The sequence below is a fragment of the Planosporangium thailandense genome (genome assembly GCF_011947195.1).
Taxonomy (GTDB): Bacteria; Actinomycetota; Actinomycetes; order Mycobacteriales; family Micromonosporaceae; genus Planosporangium; species Planosporangium thailandense.
Genome location: NZ_JAATVY010000023.1, coordinates 1 through 15,643, shown reverse-complemented (window position 1 = coordinate 15,643; position 15,643 = coordinate 1). Strand labels below are relative to the sequence as shown.

Sequence of the window (15,643 nt, the reverse complement as noted above, 5' to 3'; positions counted from 1 at the left end):
GGTCCATCCTGCACACTGGCACGGTGGTATCCGTCGTTGAACTCCTCGCGGAGTTCGAAGACCAGCGTTCCCGACTGTTCGGCCTGGCGTACCGCCTGCTCGGCTCTGCCGAGGAGGCGGAGGACGTCGTCCAGGACACGTTCATCCGGTGGAGCGGTGTGGACCGGGCCGCGATTGTCGCCCCGTCCGCCTGGTTGGCCAAGGTGGTCACCAACCTGTGTCTGAACCGGCTGACCGCGGCGCGCGTCCAGCGTGAGCGGTACGTCGGATCGTGGCTGCCGGAGCCGGTGCTGACCGAGGACGGCGCTGGTCCGCTGGAGACCGCCGAGATGCGCGACTCCATCTCCTTCGGAGTGCTGGTACTGCTCGAACGGCTCACTCCGGCCGAGCGGGCGGTGTTCGTGCTCCGGGAGGCGTTCGGATACCACCACCGGGAGATCGCGGACATCTTGACGTTGTCCGAGGCCAACTGCCGGCAGCTACACCGCCGGGCCCGCCAGCGGGTGGGTGAGGCGGAGCCGCGTTTCCGGGCTGACCGGCGGCAACGGCATCGGCTGGTCGAGCGTTTCGTGGCGGCGGCGAGGGACGGTGACCTGTCCGGTCTGGAGCGCCTGCTGGCCGTGGACGTGGCGTCCTGGGCCGACGGAGGTGGCAAGGTCACCACGGCCCGGCGCCCGGTGCTCGGCCGGGACCGCGTCGCCCGGTACATCGCCGGTGGCACCCTCCGGTACGCGGCGGGCATGGACATCGTGGTGGCCGAGGTCAACGGTGAGCCGTCGGTTCTCGCCTGGGCGGGTGGGGTCTTGGCCGGTGTGCTGGTACCGGAGATCGCAGACGAGCAGATCGCGGTCCTGCGTATCGTCGCAAATCCGGATAAGTTGGGGTTCCTGGCGCGGCAGGCGGCCGACCTGTCACATTTCGGGGGTCCCACCGGTTCCTGACGGGTGACAGACCTGGAGGGAGAGTTCCGTGTCGGAACGGATTTTGGTCACTGGGGGCACCGGCCTGCTCGGCCGGCAGGTGGCCGTGCGGCTGCTGGCTGCGGGGCGTGAGGTACGGGTGATGAGCCGACGGCCCAGAGCCGCCCACGACGGCGGGCGGTACGAGTGGGCGATCGCGGATCTGCGGTCGGGCCGGGGCGTCGGGGAAGCTGTGGCCGGCGTCGACGTGATCGTCCATTGCGCCACCGCGTTCGGCCGCGGGGCGGAGGTCGATGTCGCCCGGACGGTGGTCGAGGCCGCGCAGCGGGCGGACGTGCCGCACCTGGTGTACATCTCGATCGTCGGCGTCGATCGGGTGCCGCTGGGCTACTACCGGGCGAAGTTGGCGGCCGAGAGGCTGATCGAGCACTCCGGCCTGCCGTACACGATCTTGCGCGCCACCCAGTTCCACGACCTTGTCCGAACCATGCTCGCGGCAGCGGCCAAGTCGCCGGTGATGCCGGTGCCGGACCTCAGCTTCCAACCCGTCGACGTGAGCGAGGTGGCCACCCGGCTCGCCGAACTGGCTCTTGGCGACCCGGTCGCTCACGCCCCGGACTTCGCCGGGCCGCAGGTACGCGCCGCCCGCGAGCTGGCCGGTTCCTACCTGCGGGCGACCGGACGCCGCCGTCCCATCCTGCCCGTTCGCCTGCCGGGCATGGTCTTCCGCGCTTATCGGCGCGGCGGCAACCTCGCTCCAGAGCACGCGGCCGGCAAGATCACCTTTGAGGAGTGCCTGACGCGGCACGCGGACCCCACGCGCGTGTCCTACCGAGGGAGGCTCCGGTGAACGCGCGTACCTGGCTACGTGTGGGACTGGTCTTCCTTGCTGTCGCCCAAGGCGCGGCCGGCGCGGTGCAACTGTTGCTGCCGCGGGTGTTCTACGATGACTTTCCCGCGGCCGGGCACCCCTGGGTGTCGCTGCTGCCGCCGTACAACGAGCACCTGATGCGCGATGTGGGAGCGGGGACGCTCGCGTACGTGCTCGTTGTCGGTGTCGCGGCGGTGAGCATGGACCGCCGCATGGTTCGTACCGCGCTCGCCGCCAACCTGGTGTTCTCGGTGCCGCATCTAGTGTTCCACGCCACCCACCTCCAACACTTCCCGCCGGTCGACGCGATCACCCAGACCATCCTGCTCAGCCTGGGCGTGATCATTCCGGTCGTGCTGCTCCTGTCCGAACGCGTGCTCAGCCAGCGGGAGCCGGTCCCGGAACAACCGACACCCCACGGTGACGGGCCCGTACCAAACGCGATCCGGTAGCTGAGACGGCCAACGCGCCCGAACGCGTCGCCCTCGTCCGCGCCGGCGCCCACGTGGACAGCGGCGAACGACCTGACGAACACTGTAGGTGCCGAAAATGCCGTCCGGGCAGGTCAAGCGGCGTGTCGGTATTCGTGGAGGATGCCGCCGAGTCGATCGCGTCGTCGGATGTCGAGGTGGTCGAGTGTGTCTGGTGGGGTGATCGGTTGGGGGAGCGGGCGCAGGGGTGCCGCGGCGTGGAGAGCGCGGTGGGTCCGGTGCTCGTTGTAGAAGGTCTCGTACTCGCGCAGTGCGTGCAGCAGGTGGGCCTGGTTCAGGATCAGGGTGCGGTCGAGGAGTTCGGTCCGGCAGGTGCGTACCCACCGTTCCATGATCGCGTTCATGCGCGGGACGTGGATTCCGGTCTTCACGATGGCGATGCCTTCGGTGTGGAAGACCGCGTCGAAGGCGGCCGAGTACTTGCTGTCGCGGTCGCGGATTAGGTACCTCACGGTGGCGCCGGCGTCCTGGAGGTCTATGACCAGGTTGCGGGCCAGTTGGGTGGTCCACGCCGCGGTGGGGTGGGCGGTGACGCCGAGGACGCGGACGCGACGAGTGGCGTGTTCGACGGCGGCGAAGACGTACAGCCGTGCCCGGTCAAAGTCCGGGTCTCGAAGGCGTCAGCGGCGAGGATCGCGTGTGCCTGGCCGCGCAGGAAGGTGGCCCAGGTCTGGCGGTCTCGGTGGGGCGCGGGCTCGATCCCGTGGGCGTTGAGGATTTCCCAGACCGTGGACGGGGCGACCTTGATTCCCAGGGTGGCCAGTTCGCCGTGAATGCGCCGGTACCCCCAGCTGGGATTCTCCCGGGTCAGGCGCAGGATGAGGGCCTTGATACTGCGAACGGTGGGCGGTCGGCCGGGCCGTTTCGGGCGGGACATCTTGGCGTGATGGCGCCGGAGCAGGTCGCGGTGCCAGCGCAGGACGGTGTCGGGGGAGACGATCAAGTGCAGCTGGCGCAGTTTCGGTCTGGGTAGCCGGTGCAGGAAGGCGGCGAGGAAGGCCCGGTCAGTCACGGTGAGGCAGGGCTTGTCGTGCTGGCGCTGCAGGACGGCGAGCTGGTGGCGCAGCGCAAGGATCTCGACGTTCTTGTCCACCTCGCTCATCGGCAGCAGCCGGATGAGGGTGACCACGCTTGTCAGGGCCAGGTAGGGCAGTCGCAGCAGCACGATGGATCATCCTGGCGTACCCGTGTCCCGGCCTTCGGCTGTATCCGAGAATCGGCAGATCACAGCCCATGGACGGGGTTTTCGGCACCCACACGAACATGTCTAGCCCGAAACTGATCGGACAGTCCGATCGGCGCTTGGGGCGGGCGGGAGCCGAGCTGTTCAGCGTGCCAGCTGTTCGACGGCGTCGACCATGGAGCCGAGGTGTTCTCGCTCGCGAGGGCCAGCGACCTTAGTTCAGAGGACTACCTCAACGCGTACTTCGACCTCGGCTCCGAGCAACAAGGGCACATCGAGGAAGCCTGTCGGTGCTCGTACGCTCCGATGAGCCAGACGGTCGGGAGCTGTGCCCAGTCGAAGGTGCGACCGTGGGCGCCGTTCGGTCTGCATTCGAGCCCAACGGAGCCCCTCCGCCCAGTACGCGGGTTCACACTGGTCAAAGTGGACGGTGCGACGTTTTCAGCTCAAGGCTGCCGGCTGAGTGCGCGTGGCCGCAGGCCCGTGACCTGTGGTTTCTCGTTTCTATCTCTCCATTTCCGGGTCGCAGATAGCCGCGTGTGCGCTCCGTGGTTGACGATCAGTTGTGCCGCCTGCGGCGGCCGCCGTCCGGTGTGACGGCGGCCGCAGCGGACGACGGTCCGCGCCGCGAGCGGATGGCTCTGCCCACGATGAGGGTTTCCGCCTCGCCGGCGTCAAGTCGGCGCATGACAGGGGAGCATCGCGCGGCCACAGCCGAACACTGCTGGGCCGGCACCTCCTAACCTGCTCGCAGAACGCCCCTTCGGGGTGGGGAGGCGTCCCTACCGGCGGAGTCACCGGATAGCGTGGGTCTATGCAGGCCATCGAGCTGGCCGACTACCGGGAAGCGGTGGCTCGGCTGTACCTATCCACCTGCGGGCTTGCCGAGTTTCGGGCCCGTCGCGACGAACTGTTCGCCAGCCATCCGCAGTCGCCCATCCCACCCGCCGAACGGGCGACGTTTTCGGGGCTCCGATACTTTCCGCCGTCTGACGATGTGATTGTCGAGGTGGCGCTGCGGGAGGAGCCCGGCGGGTTGAACATAGACACTGGTGGGCCCGACGGAGTTATCCGATATGACCGGGTGGGTGTGCTCACCACCCCGTGGGGTCCGCTGTCGTTGTGGTGGATCGCCGCATACGGTGGCGGCCTGTTTCTGCCGTTCCGCGACGGTACCTGTGGAAGCGAGACGTACGGCGGGGGGCGCTACCTCACCGATACGGCAAAGGGCACGCACGGTAGGGGGCTTCAGGTGGTCGGACCTGGTCGGGTCCGGCTGAACTTCAACTACGCGTACAACCCGTCGTGCGCGTACGACAGCAGATGGGCCTGTCCGCTCGCGCCGCGCGAGAACTGGCTGAACGATCGGGTGCGCGCCGGCGAGCTTCGCTATCTGTGAGCTCATCTCGTGTCGGGCCGGCAGGTCGTCTGCGCGGGTATTGAATGATCGCTGATCTCCTTACGACATGCGCGGCGGCACCGACCTGTGGGGCTCGTAAAGTCGGTTCGGGCTACGCGGCCTGCGAGTACTCGTTGATCAGCCCGCCCAGGATCGGCCGCCGTTGAACGCGGGCGGCGTTCAGGTCAACGACTCTCGTTGGTGGGTTCGGTGGCCGTTGTCCCAGTGAGCGATGTGGACGGTGGCCGTTGTAGTGCGAGGTGTACCCGGCAAGTACGGCCGCCAGGTGTCGCTCGCCGACGATGAGCATCCGATCGGTGCATTCGCGGCGTACGGTGCCCACCCAGCGCTCCGCGAATGAGTTCGCTCGGGTCGCCCGCGGCGGATTCTTGATCACGTCGATGCCCTCGGCGGTGAACACCGCGTCGAATACGCTCGTGAACTTCGTGTCGCGGTCGCGGAGCAGGAACCGCAGCCCCGTCGCGCGCTGGTCGAGGTCCATGAGTAGATTCCGTGCCTGCTGGGCTACCCAGGTGCCGGTCGGATGTGCGGTTACCCCGACGACGTGGACCTGGCGGGTGGCGATCTCCACGAAGAACAGCACGTAGATCCGCTTGAACAACACCGTGTCGACGGTGAAGAAATCGCACGCCAGGATTGTGTGCGCCTGGGCGGCGAGGAACTGCTTCCAAGTCGGCCCAGACCGCCGGGGCGCCGGGTCGACCCCGGCCTGGTTGAGGATCTTCCACACCGTGCTGGCCGCCAACCGGCAGCCCAGCCCGACCAGCTCACCCTGTACCCGTCGGTGCCCCCACGATGGGTTCTCCGCCGCGAGGCGCAGCACCAGGTCACGGACCTGCTTGTCGACCGGTGGCCGGCCGGGTCGTGCGTGCGGGTACGTCCAGTGTCGGGCGAACAGCTCACGATGCCAACGAAGAAGCGTCGCCGGAGTCACGAAGAATACCGACCAGCGTGGGCGGGGCAGTAGCCGCGACAGCACTGCCAGTACCACCCGGTCGGCGGGTTGGAGGTCGGGGCGGTGCACCTGGCGGCGCAGCACCGCCACCTGATGGCGGAGCACCAGGATCTCGACATCCTTGGCGCCGCCGTCCCGGGCGAGCTGGGTCAACATTTGCAGGATCTGGCGCAGGAGTAGGTACACCAGCGATACGCTCATGGCCACGAGCATGATGGTTGTGCAGGGCTCGATCTTGCACAGAACTGCACTTCAGGACGGCCGAACCGAGTATTCGAGCCCCACACGTTGCTGGCCACAGTCCGGCCCCGCGACGCCGCCGGCAAGGCCCGCCGCCGGGTGGCCGCGGAACTGATCGCCGACCTCGAACGTGTCTACCAACGCTCCAAGGCCGCCGACAAAGAGCTCACGGACCTGGTGGCCGCCACCGGCACCACGCTGATGGACCTGCACGGCATCGGACCCTCCGGCGCCGCCCGGCTGCTGGTCGAGGTCGGCGACATCACCCGCTTCCCCGGCGGGCCCACTTCGCCTCCTGGAACGGCACCGCCCCCATCGACGCCTCCTCCGGCGAGCAGGTCCGCCACCGGCTCTCCCGCGCCGGCAACCGGCAGATCAACCGCGTGCTGCACATCATGGCCACCGTCCAACTGCGCAACCCCACCGAGGGCCGCGCGTACTTCGACCGCAAGAAAGCCTCCGGCAAGACATCCATGGAAGCCATGCGGGCGCTGAAACGGCGCTTGTCCGACATCGCCTACCGACAGATGATCAACGACGTCGCGGCGGCTGCGACGACGGGTCCGGGAGGACACCAGGGAACGACTACTGACTCCAGCGTGACCAGCTCTCATCCCCATGCCGGCTCTTCGGAGAAGTCACTTCCCGGACCCGCCAAGACACAGCTTAGAACCCCAATCCCGGTGGCGTCTTGACACAGAGGGGAGCCAGAAGGGGATGGCTCAACCTGGCGCAGGTGCTGCCGACGAAGGTTGCGGTCGGCGGCTGACATCACTCACCGTTACCGAAGGCAACTCTGACGGCTCCGTTGCATTGAGTATTGGCAAGATCGAGGCAGGCTTGACCGGTGAAGCCATCAACCCGTCCTCGCTCTTGGCTGCCGTCGCGGTCGGCGTTCGCCGGGTTCCGGTTCCCGCCCGAGGTGATCGTGGTCGCGGTCCGCTGGTACCTGCGTTACAACCTGTCGTATAGAGACGTGGAGGAGCTGTTGGTTGAACGCGGCATCGAGGTCGACCATGTCACCGTCTACCGGTGGGTGCAGCGGTTCACGCCACTGTTGGCCGACGCGGCCCGGTTTGCCCGCCAGTCACCGGGCGATAGGTGGCATGTCGACGAGACCTACGTCAAGGTCAACGGTGTCTGGCGCTACGTATACCGGGCGATACACCAGTATGGACAGATCATCGACGTGCTCGTCTCGGCCCGCCGGGACGCCGGCGCGGCTCGGCGGTTCTTCCGGCGGGCGTTGTCGGCGTTGAACGTGACGCCGAACGAGGTGGTCACCGACGCCGCCGCGGTCTACCCGGCCGTCCTCGACGAGCTGATCCCATCCGCGTGGCACCACATCGAGCAGTACGCCAACAATCCGATTGAGGCGGATCCCGGACGGCTCAAACACCGGCTGACACCGATGCGCGGGCTACGAACGGACAAGACAGCACACGTGATCATCGCCGGGCACGCCTTCATGCATAACCTACGACGCGGGCACTACGAACTCGGAATCGACGCCCCACCCGCCAGCGGGTCGCCGCGGCATTCACCGAACTCGCCCAAGCGATCTGACCTCCGACTCGGCGCGAGAGTTCAACGCGTTCGTCGATCCCGCAACGCAACGCCACCCTCGGTGTTGCCTCCGCCGGGTCAGCCGGTGCTGTGCGGAAGGTCGAAACGGTCGCGCTTTTCCTGGGGGACGAGGTCGAGGTAGGTGTCCAGGTTCTCGGCGATGACCTTGCGGACGTACGGGCAGAACGGCAGGACGGCGAGCCCGCGCCGTCGGGCGTCGTCGAGTTCGGCCGCGACGAGCTGCCTGGCCAGGCCGCGGCCGCCGAACGCGCGGTCGACCTCGGTATGGGTGAAAGCGATCGTGTCGCCAGTGAGTTTGTAGGCGGAGAATCCGGCCAGCGTGTCGTCGTCGTAGACCTCGTAGCGGCTCTTGGCTGGGTTGTCGCGGACGGTGGCGGTCACGAGGTGTCCTTTCCTGCGTACGGGGTCCGGCCGTTGTCGGGCGAATCGGCGGTCGCCTGCGGCCTGACCGGGTGGCGGCTGACGACGGAGATCCGGTTGAAGGCGTTCATCGCGATGGTCACCCAGCTGACGGCCGAGATCTCGTCTTCGGTCAGGTGCCGGGCCGCGTCGGCGTAGTCCTGGTCCTGGGTACGGCCAGAAGGCAGGGTGGTGAGCGACTCGGCCAGCGTCAGGGCGGCGCGCTCCTTGGCGGTGAACAGGGTGGTGTCGCGCCACGCCGGCAGGACCGCGATGCGTTGCGTGGTCTCACCGCCGACCAGGGCGTCGCGGACGTGGATGTTCAGGCAGTAGGCGCAGCGGTTGAGCTGGGAGACCCGGATGTTGACCAGCTCCACGAGGGCGCGGTCGAGTCCGGCGTCCTGGGTGGCCTGCCGTACCGCCTGGGCGACCTCGCGCTGTGCCCGGTACACCTGGGGGTGCTGTTTGTCGATGAACACTCTCTCGTCGGTCATCGCTGTCCTCAGGCTTGGTGCCAGTACGGGGCCTTGGCCGGAATCAGCGGCAGGGACGAGCGCACCCGGCCGAACCGGTCGTCCTGCCTGGCCCAGGATTCGTATGCGGCGTCGATCTCGGCGCGGCTGCGGGCCACGAAGTTCCACCACATGACGATCGGGTCGGCGAACGGCTCGCCGCCGAGCAGCATCGCACGGGCCGGCTCGCGCACGTCGACACGCAGCTCATCCCGGCCGCGGCCGAGGTAGCCGAGCTTGCCCGGAGGCAGCGCCGTGCCGCCGATGCCGACCGACCCCTCCAGGACCACGACGGCATACTCGAAGTCCGGCCGCAGCGGCACGGTGGTCGGCCGGTGCAGGGCGAGCTCCACGCCGACCAGCGGAGTGTCGTGCCGGGCCGGGCTGGACAGGTTGGCGAAGTCGCCAACAAGGACGGTCGCGACCGCACCGTCGAGCTCGCCCTGCGGTAGCTCGGCGTGGTGCTCGAACGCCGCGCCGCCGTGCCGGGTGGCCTCGGGCAGCGCCACCCACAGCTGGATGCCTTCGAGGGTGCCACGGTAGTGGCCGGTGGCCTCCTCGGCGTGCGAGACCGCATCGCCCGAGGTCATCAGGTTGAGCTGGCCGGGCTTGATGACCTGCTCTGAGCCGAGGCTGTCGCGGTGCAGCACCTGCCCGTCGATGAGCCAGGTGACGGTCTGCAGGCCGATGTGCGGGTGGGGGCCGACGTCGAGACCGCTGTTCTCGGTCACGTCGGCCGGCCCCATGTGGTCGGCGAAGCACCAGGCGCCGACCGTGCGGCGGCCCTTGCGTGGCAGAGCCCGGCGGACCCGGATCTTGCCGACCTGCTCGTCGCGGCTGTCGCTGACCTCCACGCAGGGCGCGGTGGGATGGCTGGCGTCAGCCACGGCGGGCGGGGCGTCGGTCGCGTCGACCGGTCCGCTCATCACAGCACCTCGTTTCCGTACATCTCGCCGAGCGGGTCGGCGATGAGCTCGATGCGGGCGCCGTCGGGGTCGCGGAAGTAGACCGAGACGCCGCTGTGGATGACGTATTCGACGCCGGCCTCGTCCAGGCGACGCACGATCTCGTCCCAGCGAGCTGGCTCCATGGAGATCGCGCAATGGTGCAGGCCGCCGAGCACCTCCGCGTACGGGCCGAGGTCGAGGCCGGGGAAGTCGAAGAAGGCGAGCAGGTTGCGGTTGCCGATGTCGAAGAAGAAGTGCGAGGAGCCGGGGTAGTCGCGGTTCTCGATCAGTTCGGTGAGCGGGAAGCCCAGCAGGTCCTGGTAGAAGTGGATCGTCCGCTCGACGTCGCTGCTGATCAGCGCGGTGTGGTGCAGCCCGCGTGCCGTGGACAGGGGACGCTGCGTGGCGGGGCGGAGGTGGGCATCGCGGATGCGCTGCCGTTCGGCCTCGATCGCGTTGAGATCGGGTGGGGTTTTGGACATCGTTTCCTCTGCGGGGTCGGGAGACGGGTTGTGGTGCCCGTGGCCGGTTCTTTAGGGGCGGTTACCCACGAACGCGGCGCGCAGGAGGTGGACAAGGTCGGCCTCGGTGACCGGGCGCGGGTTGCCGACGGTTGCGGCGGCAACGGACGCGGCTACGCTTTCGACCGCGTCCGGCTCCAGGCCCAGCTTGGCCAGCGAGGTCGGTGCGCCCACCGTGGTGGCCAGGTCGAACAGGGCCTGACCCACGCAACGGCCGGAACCGACGTGCATCGCCCGCGCCGCGCGGGTGAATGCCTCGGGTGCAGCAGTGGCGTTGAACGCGGCGACCTGGGGGAGCAGTGCACTGTGGAGGTCGGCGTGCGGTAGCCGGTAGGTGCCGCCGAGGACGTGGGCGAGTTTGTGGTGCAGGCCCATGGTGGCGCTGCCCAGCGCCCAGCCGGCCAGCCACCCGCCGAACAGCAGGTGTGCTCGCGCGTCGAGGTCGTCCGGCTTGGCCACGACCACCGGGAGCGCCTCGGCCAGGGCCCGGAGCGCCTCCTCAGCGACCGTGGCCAGTAGCGGGGTGGCGTCGGGCGCGTACAACGCCTCGAGCGCGTGGGCCAGCGCGTTCATCCCGCTGGCCGCGGTGAGTTGCGGTGGCAGCGAGACGGTCAGGGTCGGGTCGTACAGCACCGTACGCGGGATTACCCGCGCGTCCCGGCCGGTGGTCTTGCCCTGTGCGTCGGTGAGCCCCCAGATCGGGGTCATCTCGCTGCCGGCGTAGGTCGTCGGGACCGCCAGGATCGGTAGTCCGGTGCGCAGGGCGATCACCTTGGCCAGCCCGGTCGCCGAGCCGCCACCGACGGCGAGGAGCACCTCGGCACCTAGTTGTGTCGCCCGGTATGTCGCCTCGTGGGCCAGGTCGGTCGGCACGTGCTGGGCCACGTCGCGCAGCCGCCCCGCCAGGTCCGGGCCCAGCTCCGCGGCTACCACGTCGGCTGCCGCGTCCTCGTGCGGGCCAGCGATCAGCAGCGCCCGGCAGCCGAGCTGCGCTGCCTCACCGCCTATCCGGTACAGGGAGCCGACGCCGAAGACCACCCGCACCGAACGGTCGGCCAGTACGGGCGCGTCGTAGGTGAACTCCTCCCGCCAGCGCGCTTCGGGCAGTTCCATGGCGTCTCCCGCGTCCTCGGTCAAGATATGTTCAGGCGGCGAGGGTGGCGTGCATCTCCCACACCAGGATCTCGGCGGGCTCGGTCGTGGTGACCCGCTGGCCGCCGACGGCGGTGAAGCGCACGGCGTCGCCGGCGCCGAGCGGACCGGAGCCTTCGAGTGTCACGGCACCGCGCGGCACGAACAGGTGCACATACGGTGCGTCCGGCAGTTCGACGCTCTGGCCGGGCGCCAGGCGGGCGGCGTAGAGCGCGGCGTACCGGTTCTTGATCCGGATCGCGGCCTCGCCGTCGTGGCGGTCCATGCCGGAGGCGACGGGGATGAGCGCGCCGGACGACAGCAGCTTCTCGTCGATTTCGAGCTGCTCGTAGCCCGGGGTGATGCCGGCCTCGTCGGGCACGACCCACATCTGCACGAAGTGCACCGGCTCGTCGTGCTGCTGGCCCTGCAGCCGCCAGGAGTCGTTCTTCTCGGAGTGCAGGATGCCGGTGCCGGCGCTCATCCGCTGCGCGAGGCCGGGGTAGATCACGCCGTTGTGGCCGGTGGAGTCCTGGTGGACCAGTGATCCGCGCATTACCCAGGTGACGATCTCCATGTCGCGGTGCGGGTGGGTCTCGAAGCCCATGCCGGGGACGACGATGTCGTCGTTGTTGACCAGCAGCAGCCCGTGGTGGGTGTTGCGGTGGTCGTAGTGGTGGCCGAACGAGAACGAGTGCTTGGAGTCCAGCCAGCCGATCTCGGTCTTGAACCGGTCGTCGGCGCGGCGGATGTCGATCTGCGGGTTCAGCAGGGTGCGCATGGGACGTCCCTTCACGGCGAGGGAGATGAACGCGGAATGTCGGGTGGCTGTCCCGCCGGCCGCGCCCCCCTCGGGGCCGGCGGGACAGCAGCTATCGGGTCAGGCGTTCTTGATCGCCGAGACCTCGAACTCGAGGGTGATCTTCTCGCTGACCAGCACGCCGCCGGTCTCGAGCGCGGCGTTCCAGGTCACGCCGTAGTCCTTGCGGTTGATCGTCACCGAGCCCTCGAAGCCGACCCGGACGTTGCCGAACGGGTCGGTCGCCGCGCCCTCGTACGTGAACGGCACGGTCACGGGCTTGGTCACGCCCTTGATGGTGAGGTCGCCGGTCAGGTCGAAGCTGTTGTCACCGGTCTGACGCACGGCGGTGGACACGAAGGTGATCTCCGGGTACTGGTCCATGGCCAGGAAGTCGTTGCTGCGCAGGTGCCCGTCGCGATCGGCGTTGCGGGTGTCGATGCTGGCGGCCTTGATGGTCACCGTGGCCTTCGAGAGGGCGGGGTTGGCGCCGTCGATGTACGCACTGCCTTCGAACTCGTTGAACGCGCCGCGCACCTTGGTCACCATCGCGTGGCGGGCGACGAACCCGATGCGGGTGTGCGAGGGGTCGAGGGTGTAGCTGCCGGTCAGGGTGGCCAGGTCGGCGGTGAGGGTGGTCATCGGGGTGCCTCCGAAGCATTTCTGTCGTCGTGTAGATGATGCGTCATCTACGTGCCTCCAATTTACATGACGGGTCATGCAGTGCAAGGGGTGCATGATGTGTCATGAACCACGCTAGAATGGCCGCATGACGGGCACTCGATGGCTCGACGACGACGAGCAGCGCGCCTGGCGGGCGTTCATGCGTATGCAGGCGCAACTGACCGCCCAACTCGGTCGACAGTTGCAGGCCGATTCCGGCCTGTCGCTGGCCGACTACGAGGTGCTGGTGCAGCTCACCGACGTCCCGGACGGGCGGATACGGCCCTACGAGCTCCAGCGCAATCTGCAGTGGGAGCAGAGTCGCCTGTCCCACCACCTCACCCGGATGCAGCGCCGCGGCCTCATCACACGCGAGGAATGCACCGAGGACGGCCGGGGCGCCTTCGTGGTGCTCACCGACGCCGGCCGGCAGGCCATCACCGCCGCCGCGCCCGGCCACGTCGCCGCCGTCCGGCGCCTGTTCTTCGACGGGCTCACCCGCGACCAGATCGCCACCCTCCAGCGGGTGTCCCAGCAGGTGCTCGCTCAACTCGACGCCGCCGTCGAAACGGGGGGCTGAGGCTTTGGACCGGCCGCCGCTCCACCCGGGGCGACGGTGGCGACGGCCTGGCATATTGTTCCTTACCGTTCCACCGATCACCGTCGGATCGGCGGTAAGCTGCAACCCACGCGGACTCTTCGGTTGTGGCACAACCGGTCTGGTCGCCAGCGCGCCTACCGAAGAGCCCCGCCCGGTGTCATCCCGACACGCTGATGCCGGTCACAGACATCTTTTCCGGCCGATGCCTACCGGTGCCCGGCCAGGCCCTCGGCGCAACGGTCACTACTGCTCCCGAACTCATGGTGCGGTGCCGCGCTTGACGCGTCGAGTCCGCCCGTGTTCGTCCTCGCGCTCACTCGTCGACGTCAGCCTTGGCGACTATTCCATCGCGGGTTGGTGCGGTTGACCACACGCACCCGGCCGCGGCGACGCACCACCACCGACCCCGGCTTGCGCTTCAATGCCCGTACCGAGCTGCGAACCTTCATCAGTGCCTCTTTCCGACCCGACGGTTGGCTTCCCAGCCGTCACGGCATCGACAACGCTCAGGAGCCCGTCCGGATTCCCGAGGTGCCGAGACCGTCCCGGCCGGTTCGGCCGGGCCGCCAGGGCCCGGGCGTGGGGTGCACCACGGTCGTCTCGATCGCGAGCGCCACGCTTTCGACCGACCGTGCGATGTCGGCGGACGAGCGGGCGGCCGCCTCCGCACTCGTCTCGATCGACCGGGTGGCATCGGTCTGTACCTCGATGGCCGCCGAGATGCTCTCCTGGATATCGTGGGTCCGCCCGATGGCCTCGGTGATACGGCTGATCGCCTCAATGGCGCTGCCGGTGTCGGCGCGCATCGCCGTCACCGCCGCGCAGTCGGTCGCGTTGGTGGGCAGGTGGCGTCGTTGGGCCGCTCTGGGCTCGGTGCCAGGGAGTCCGTCCGGTAACTGCACGGAGTAGGAGCGTGAGGATGAGCGAGCAGGTGGATGTGGTCGTCGTCGGTCTGGGGCCCGGCGGCGAGTACGTGGCCGGCGCGTTGGCCGAAGCCGGACTCGACGTGGTGGGGATCGAGGCGGAGCTCGTCGGAGGCGAGTGTCCGTACTGGGGGTGCGTGCCCAGCAAGATGATGATCCGGGCTGGGAACCTGCTTGCCGAGGCGCGCCGCTTGTCCTCCCTGGCCGGCGACGCCGAGGTGACCGCGGACTGGAGCCGGGTCGCCGGACGTATCCGCGACGAGGCCACCGACGACTGGAACGACCAGGTTGCGGTCGATCGCCTCGCGGCCAAAGGCGGGCGGCTCGTCCGCGGAACCGGGCGCCTCACCGGGCCGCGCCGGGTGGCGGTCGGCCAACGCACCTTCGAGGCCCGGCGCGGTGTCGTGCTGGCCACGGGCAGCCGGCCGCGGATCCCTCCGATTCCGGGCCTTGCCACGACGCCGTACTGGACCAATCGGGACGCTGTGGCGACCAAGGAGCTGCCGACTTCGATGCTCGTGCTGGGCGGGGGCGCCATCGGCGTGGAACTCGCCCAGGTGTTCGCCCGCTTCGGCTGCGCGGTCACGGTGATCGAGGGGCAGGAGAGGCTGCTGTCGCAGGAGGAACCGGAAGCCGGGGAACTGGCCGCGAAGGTGTTGGGGGCCGACGGCGTGAGCGTGCTGACCGCCGCTCGGGTACGGGAGGTCAGCCATGACGCTTCGGGGTTCACGGTACGCCTCGAGGGTGCGGGCGAGGCGCTGCACGCGGAGCGGCTGCTCGTGGCCACCGGGCGGCGCGCCGAGCTCGCCGCGCTGGGGGTCGACACGATGGGGCTTGATCCGGCGGCCGCAGCCGTGTCCACGGACGGACAGCTGCGCGCCGCGCCGGGGTTGTGGGCGGTCGGCGACATCACCGGCCGCGGCGCTTTCACCCACGTGTCGATGTACCAGGCCCAGATCGCCGTCCGGGCCATTCTTGGCCAGCCCGGTCCCGACGCCGACTATCGGGCGCTGCCTCGGGTCACCTTCACCGATCCCGAGATCGCGGCCGTGGGGCTCACCGAGCAGCAGGCCCGCGACCGGGGCCTGCGCGTGCGCACCGGCATGGTGCCGATCGCCTCCTCGACCCGTGGCTGGATCCACGGACCGGGCAACGACGGTTTCATCAAGCTGGTCGAGGACGCTGATCGGGGCGTCCTGATCGGCGCGACCTCGACCGGACCGGCTGGAGGCGAGGTGCTGTACGGGCTGAACGTCGCCGTCCAGGCGGAAGTGCCCGTCGAGCGCCTCCGGCACATGATCTACACCTATCCAACTTTCCACCGGACCGTGGAGGCCGCCCTGGAAGCCCTTCGCTGAGCCATGCCGCGAGGGGACTGGTGAGCGACGCCGAGCGGGACCGGGTGCTTCGCGCCTGGCCAGTGGGTGCGACAGGGCGAAGGCCTCGACGTAGGTCGTGCCCAACGCTGCGGTCACGGCTG

Annotated in this window: 19 protein-coding genes and 2 pseudogenes; 9 read left to right on the top strand and 12 right to left on the bottom strand. The window is 68.9% G+C overall.

Features of this window, described 5'->3' with window-relative positions; genetic code table 11:
* Window positions 1-23 precede the first annotated feature (23 nt).
* The 3 genes from HC031_RS24750 to HC031_RS24740 are packed head-to-tail and all read left to right on the top strand — an operon-like array spanning window position 24 to window position 2,243.
* Complete coding sequence (locus HC031_RS24750) at window positions 24-941, top strand: RNA polymerase sigma-70 factor (protein WP_205863211.1); 918 nt, start codon at window positions 24-26, stop codon at window positions 939-941.
* 28 nt (window positions 942-969) lie between these two features.
* Window positions 970-1,770: an NAD(P)H-binding protein gene (locus HC031_RS24745; protein ID WP_167927813.1), complete on the top strand. Its 801-nt coding sequence runs from the start codon at window positions 970-972 to the stop codon at window positions 1,768-1,770.
* Window positions 1,767-2,243, top strand: a complete 477-nt coding sequence (locus HC031_RS24740) for a hypothetical protein (RefSeq protein ID WP_205863210.1) — start codon at window positions 1,767-1,769, stop codon at window positions 2,241-2,243. The genes HC031_RS24745 and HC031_RS24740 overlap by 4 nt, the downstream gene beginning before the upstream one ends.
* A 113-nt stretch (window positions 2,244-2,356) precedes the next feature.
* On the opposite strand, the gene HC031_RS32630 is transcribed toward HC031_RS24740, so the two are convergent.
* Both HC031_RS32630 and HC031_RS32625 read right to left on the bottom strand, forming a co-directional pair.
* Window positions 2,357-2,734, bottom strand: a complete 378-nt coding sequence (locus tag HC031_RS32630) for an integrase core domain-containing protein (protein WP_338090823.1) — start codon at window positions 2,732-2,734, stop codon at window positions 2,357-2,359.
* A 23-nt stretch (window positions 2,735-2,757) separates the two neighbouring features.
* Window positions 2,758-3,447 (bottom strand): helix-turn-helix domain-containing protein, encoded by a 690-nt coding sequence (locus tag HC031_RS32625; RefSeq protein ID WP_205863209.1) that lies wholly within the window; start codon window positions 3,445-3,447, stop codon window positions 2,758-2,760.
* 832 nt (window positions 3,448-4,279) lie between these two features.
* On the opposite strand from HC031_RS32625, the gene HC031_RS24730 reads away from it, so the two are divergent.
* Window positions 4,280-4,864 carry a DUF1684 domain-containing protein gene (locus tag HC031_RS24730; protein ID WP_167927812.1) on the top strand — a complete coding sequence of 195 codons (585 nt, stop codon included), beginning with the start codon at window positions 4,280-4,282 and terminating at the stop codon, window positions 4,862-4,864.
* A gap of 112 nt (window positions 4,865-4,976) precedes the next feature.
* Here the strand turns inward: HC031_RS24730 and HC031_RS24725 are convergent, their stop codons facing one another.
* On the bottom strand, window positions 4,977-6,041 hold the full coding sequence (locus HC031_RS24725; protein ID WP_167927811.1) for an integrase core domain-containing protein: 1,065 nt from the start codon (window positions 6,039-6,041) through the stop codon (window positions 4,977-4,979).
* Between the two features lie 17 nt (window positions 6,042-6,058).
* Here HC031_RS24725 and HC031_RS33425 point away from each other — a divergent pair.
* The 3 genes and pseudogenes from HC031_RS33425 to HC031_RS24715 form a co-directional block, all read left to right on the top strand.
* Window positions 6,059-6,460 (top strand): annotated as a pseudogene (locus tag HC031_RS33425) (transposase); the annotation flags it as partial.
* A 15-nt stretch (window positions 6,461-6,475) separates the two neighbouring features.
* A complete protein-coding gene (locus tag HC031_RS33420) occupies window positions 6,476-6,775 on the top strand; it encodes a hypothetical protein (protein WP_240942945.1) in 300 nt (99 codons plus the stop codon).
* A 182-nt stretch (window positions 6,776-6,957) separates the two neighbouring features.
* Window positions 6,958-7,646 (top strand): annotated as a pseudogene (locus tag HC031_RS24715) (IS6 family transposase).
* Window positions 7,647-7,724: 78 nt separating this feature from the next.
* Here HC031_RS24715 and HC031_RS24710 read toward each other — a convergent pair.
* From HC031_RS24710 to HC031_RS24680, 7 genes are all read right to left on the bottom strand, one after another.
* On the bottom strand, window positions 7,725-8,048 hold the full coding sequence (locus tag HC031_RS24710) for a GNAT family N-acetyltransferase (protein ID WP_167927810.1): 324 nt from the start codon (window positions 8,046-8,048) through the stop codon (window positions 7,725-7,727).
* Window positions 8,045-8,560 carry a carboxymuconolactone decarboxylase family protein gene (locus HC031_RS24705; protein ID WP_167927809.1) on the bottom strand — a complete coding sequence of 172 codons (516 nt, stop codon included), beginning with the start codon at window positions 8,558-8,560 and terminating at the stop codon, window positions 8,045-8,047. Before HC031_RS24705 ends, HC031_RS24710 begins: the two co-directional genes overlap by 4 nt.
* A gap of 8 nt (window positions 8,561-8,568) precedes the next feature.
* Complete coding sequence (locus HC031_RS24700) at window positions 8,569-9,504, bottom strand: pirin family protein (RefSeq protein ID WP_167927808.1); 936 nt, start codon at window positions 9,502-9,504, stop codon at window positions 8,569-8,571.
* Window positions 9,504-10,007: a VOC family protein gene (locus HC031_RS24695; protein WP_167927807.1), complete on the bottom strand. Its 504-nt coding sequence runs from the start codon at window positions 10,005-10,007 to the stop codon at window positions 9,504-9,506. The genes HC031_RS24700 and HC031_RS24695 overlap by 1 nt, the downstream gene beginning before the upstream one ends.
* A gap of 51 nt (window positions 10,008-10,058) precedes the next feature.
* A complete protein-coding gene (locus tag HC031_RS24690; protein WP_167927806.1) occupies window positions 10,059-11,159 on the bottom strand; it encodes a maleylacetate reductase in 1,101 nt (366 codons plus the stop codon).
* 31 nt (window positions 11,160-11,190) lie between these two features.
* Window positions 11,191-11,958: a pirin family protein gene (locus tag HC031_RS24685; protein WP_167927805.1), complete on the bottom strand. Its 768-nt coding sequence runs from the start codon at window positions 11,956-11,958 to the stop codon at window positions 11,191-11,193.
* Window positions 11,959-12,057: 99 nt separating this feature from the next.
* On the bottom strand, window positions 12,058-12,618 hold the full coding sequence (locus HC031_RS24680; RefSeq protein ID WP_167927804.1) for a YceI family protein: 561 nt from the start codon (window positions 12,616-12,618) through the stop codon (window positions 12,058-12,060).
* A gap of 127 nt (window positions 12,619-12,745) precedes the next feature.
* Here HC031_RS24680 and HC031_RS24675 point away from each other — a divergent pair, with 127 nt between their 5' ends.
* Entirely contained in the window at window positions 12,746-13,219 is a 474-nt protein-coding gene (locus HC031_RS24675; protein ID WP_167927803.1) for a MarR family winged helix-turn-helix transcriptional regulator, read from the top strand.
* Between the two features lie 347 nt (window positions 13,220-13,566).
* On the opposite strand, the gene rpmJ is transcribed toward HC031_RS24675, so the two are convergent.
* Both rpmJ and HC031_RS24665 read right to left on the bottom strand, forming a co-directional pair.
* Window positions 13,567-13,689 carry a 50S ribosomal protein L36 gene (gene rpmJ, locus HC031_RS24670; RefSeq protein ID WP_167927802.1) on the bottom strand — a complete coding sequence of 41 codons (123 nt, stop codon included), beginning with the start codon at window positions 13,687-13,689 and terminating at the stop codon, window positions 13,567-13,569.
* 57 nt (window positions 13,690-13,746) lie between these two features.
* A complete protein-coding gene (locus HC031_RS24665) occupies window positions 13,747-14,142 on the bottom strand; it encodes a hypothetical protein (protein ID WP_167927801.1) in 396 nt (131 codons plus the stop codon).
* A 17-nt stretch (window positions 14,143-14,159) separates the two neighbouring features.
* Between HC031_RS24665 and HC031_RS24660 the strand changes: the two genes are divergently transcribed.
* The gene (locus HC031_RS24660) at window positions 14,160-15,521 is read left to right on the top strand and encodes a dihydrolipoyl dehydrogenase family protein (protein WP_167927800.1); all 1,362 of its coding nucleotides are present in this window, start codon (window positions 14,160-14,162) and stop codon (window positions 15,519-15,521) included.
* Window positions 15,522-15,643 lie beyond the last annotated feature (122 nt).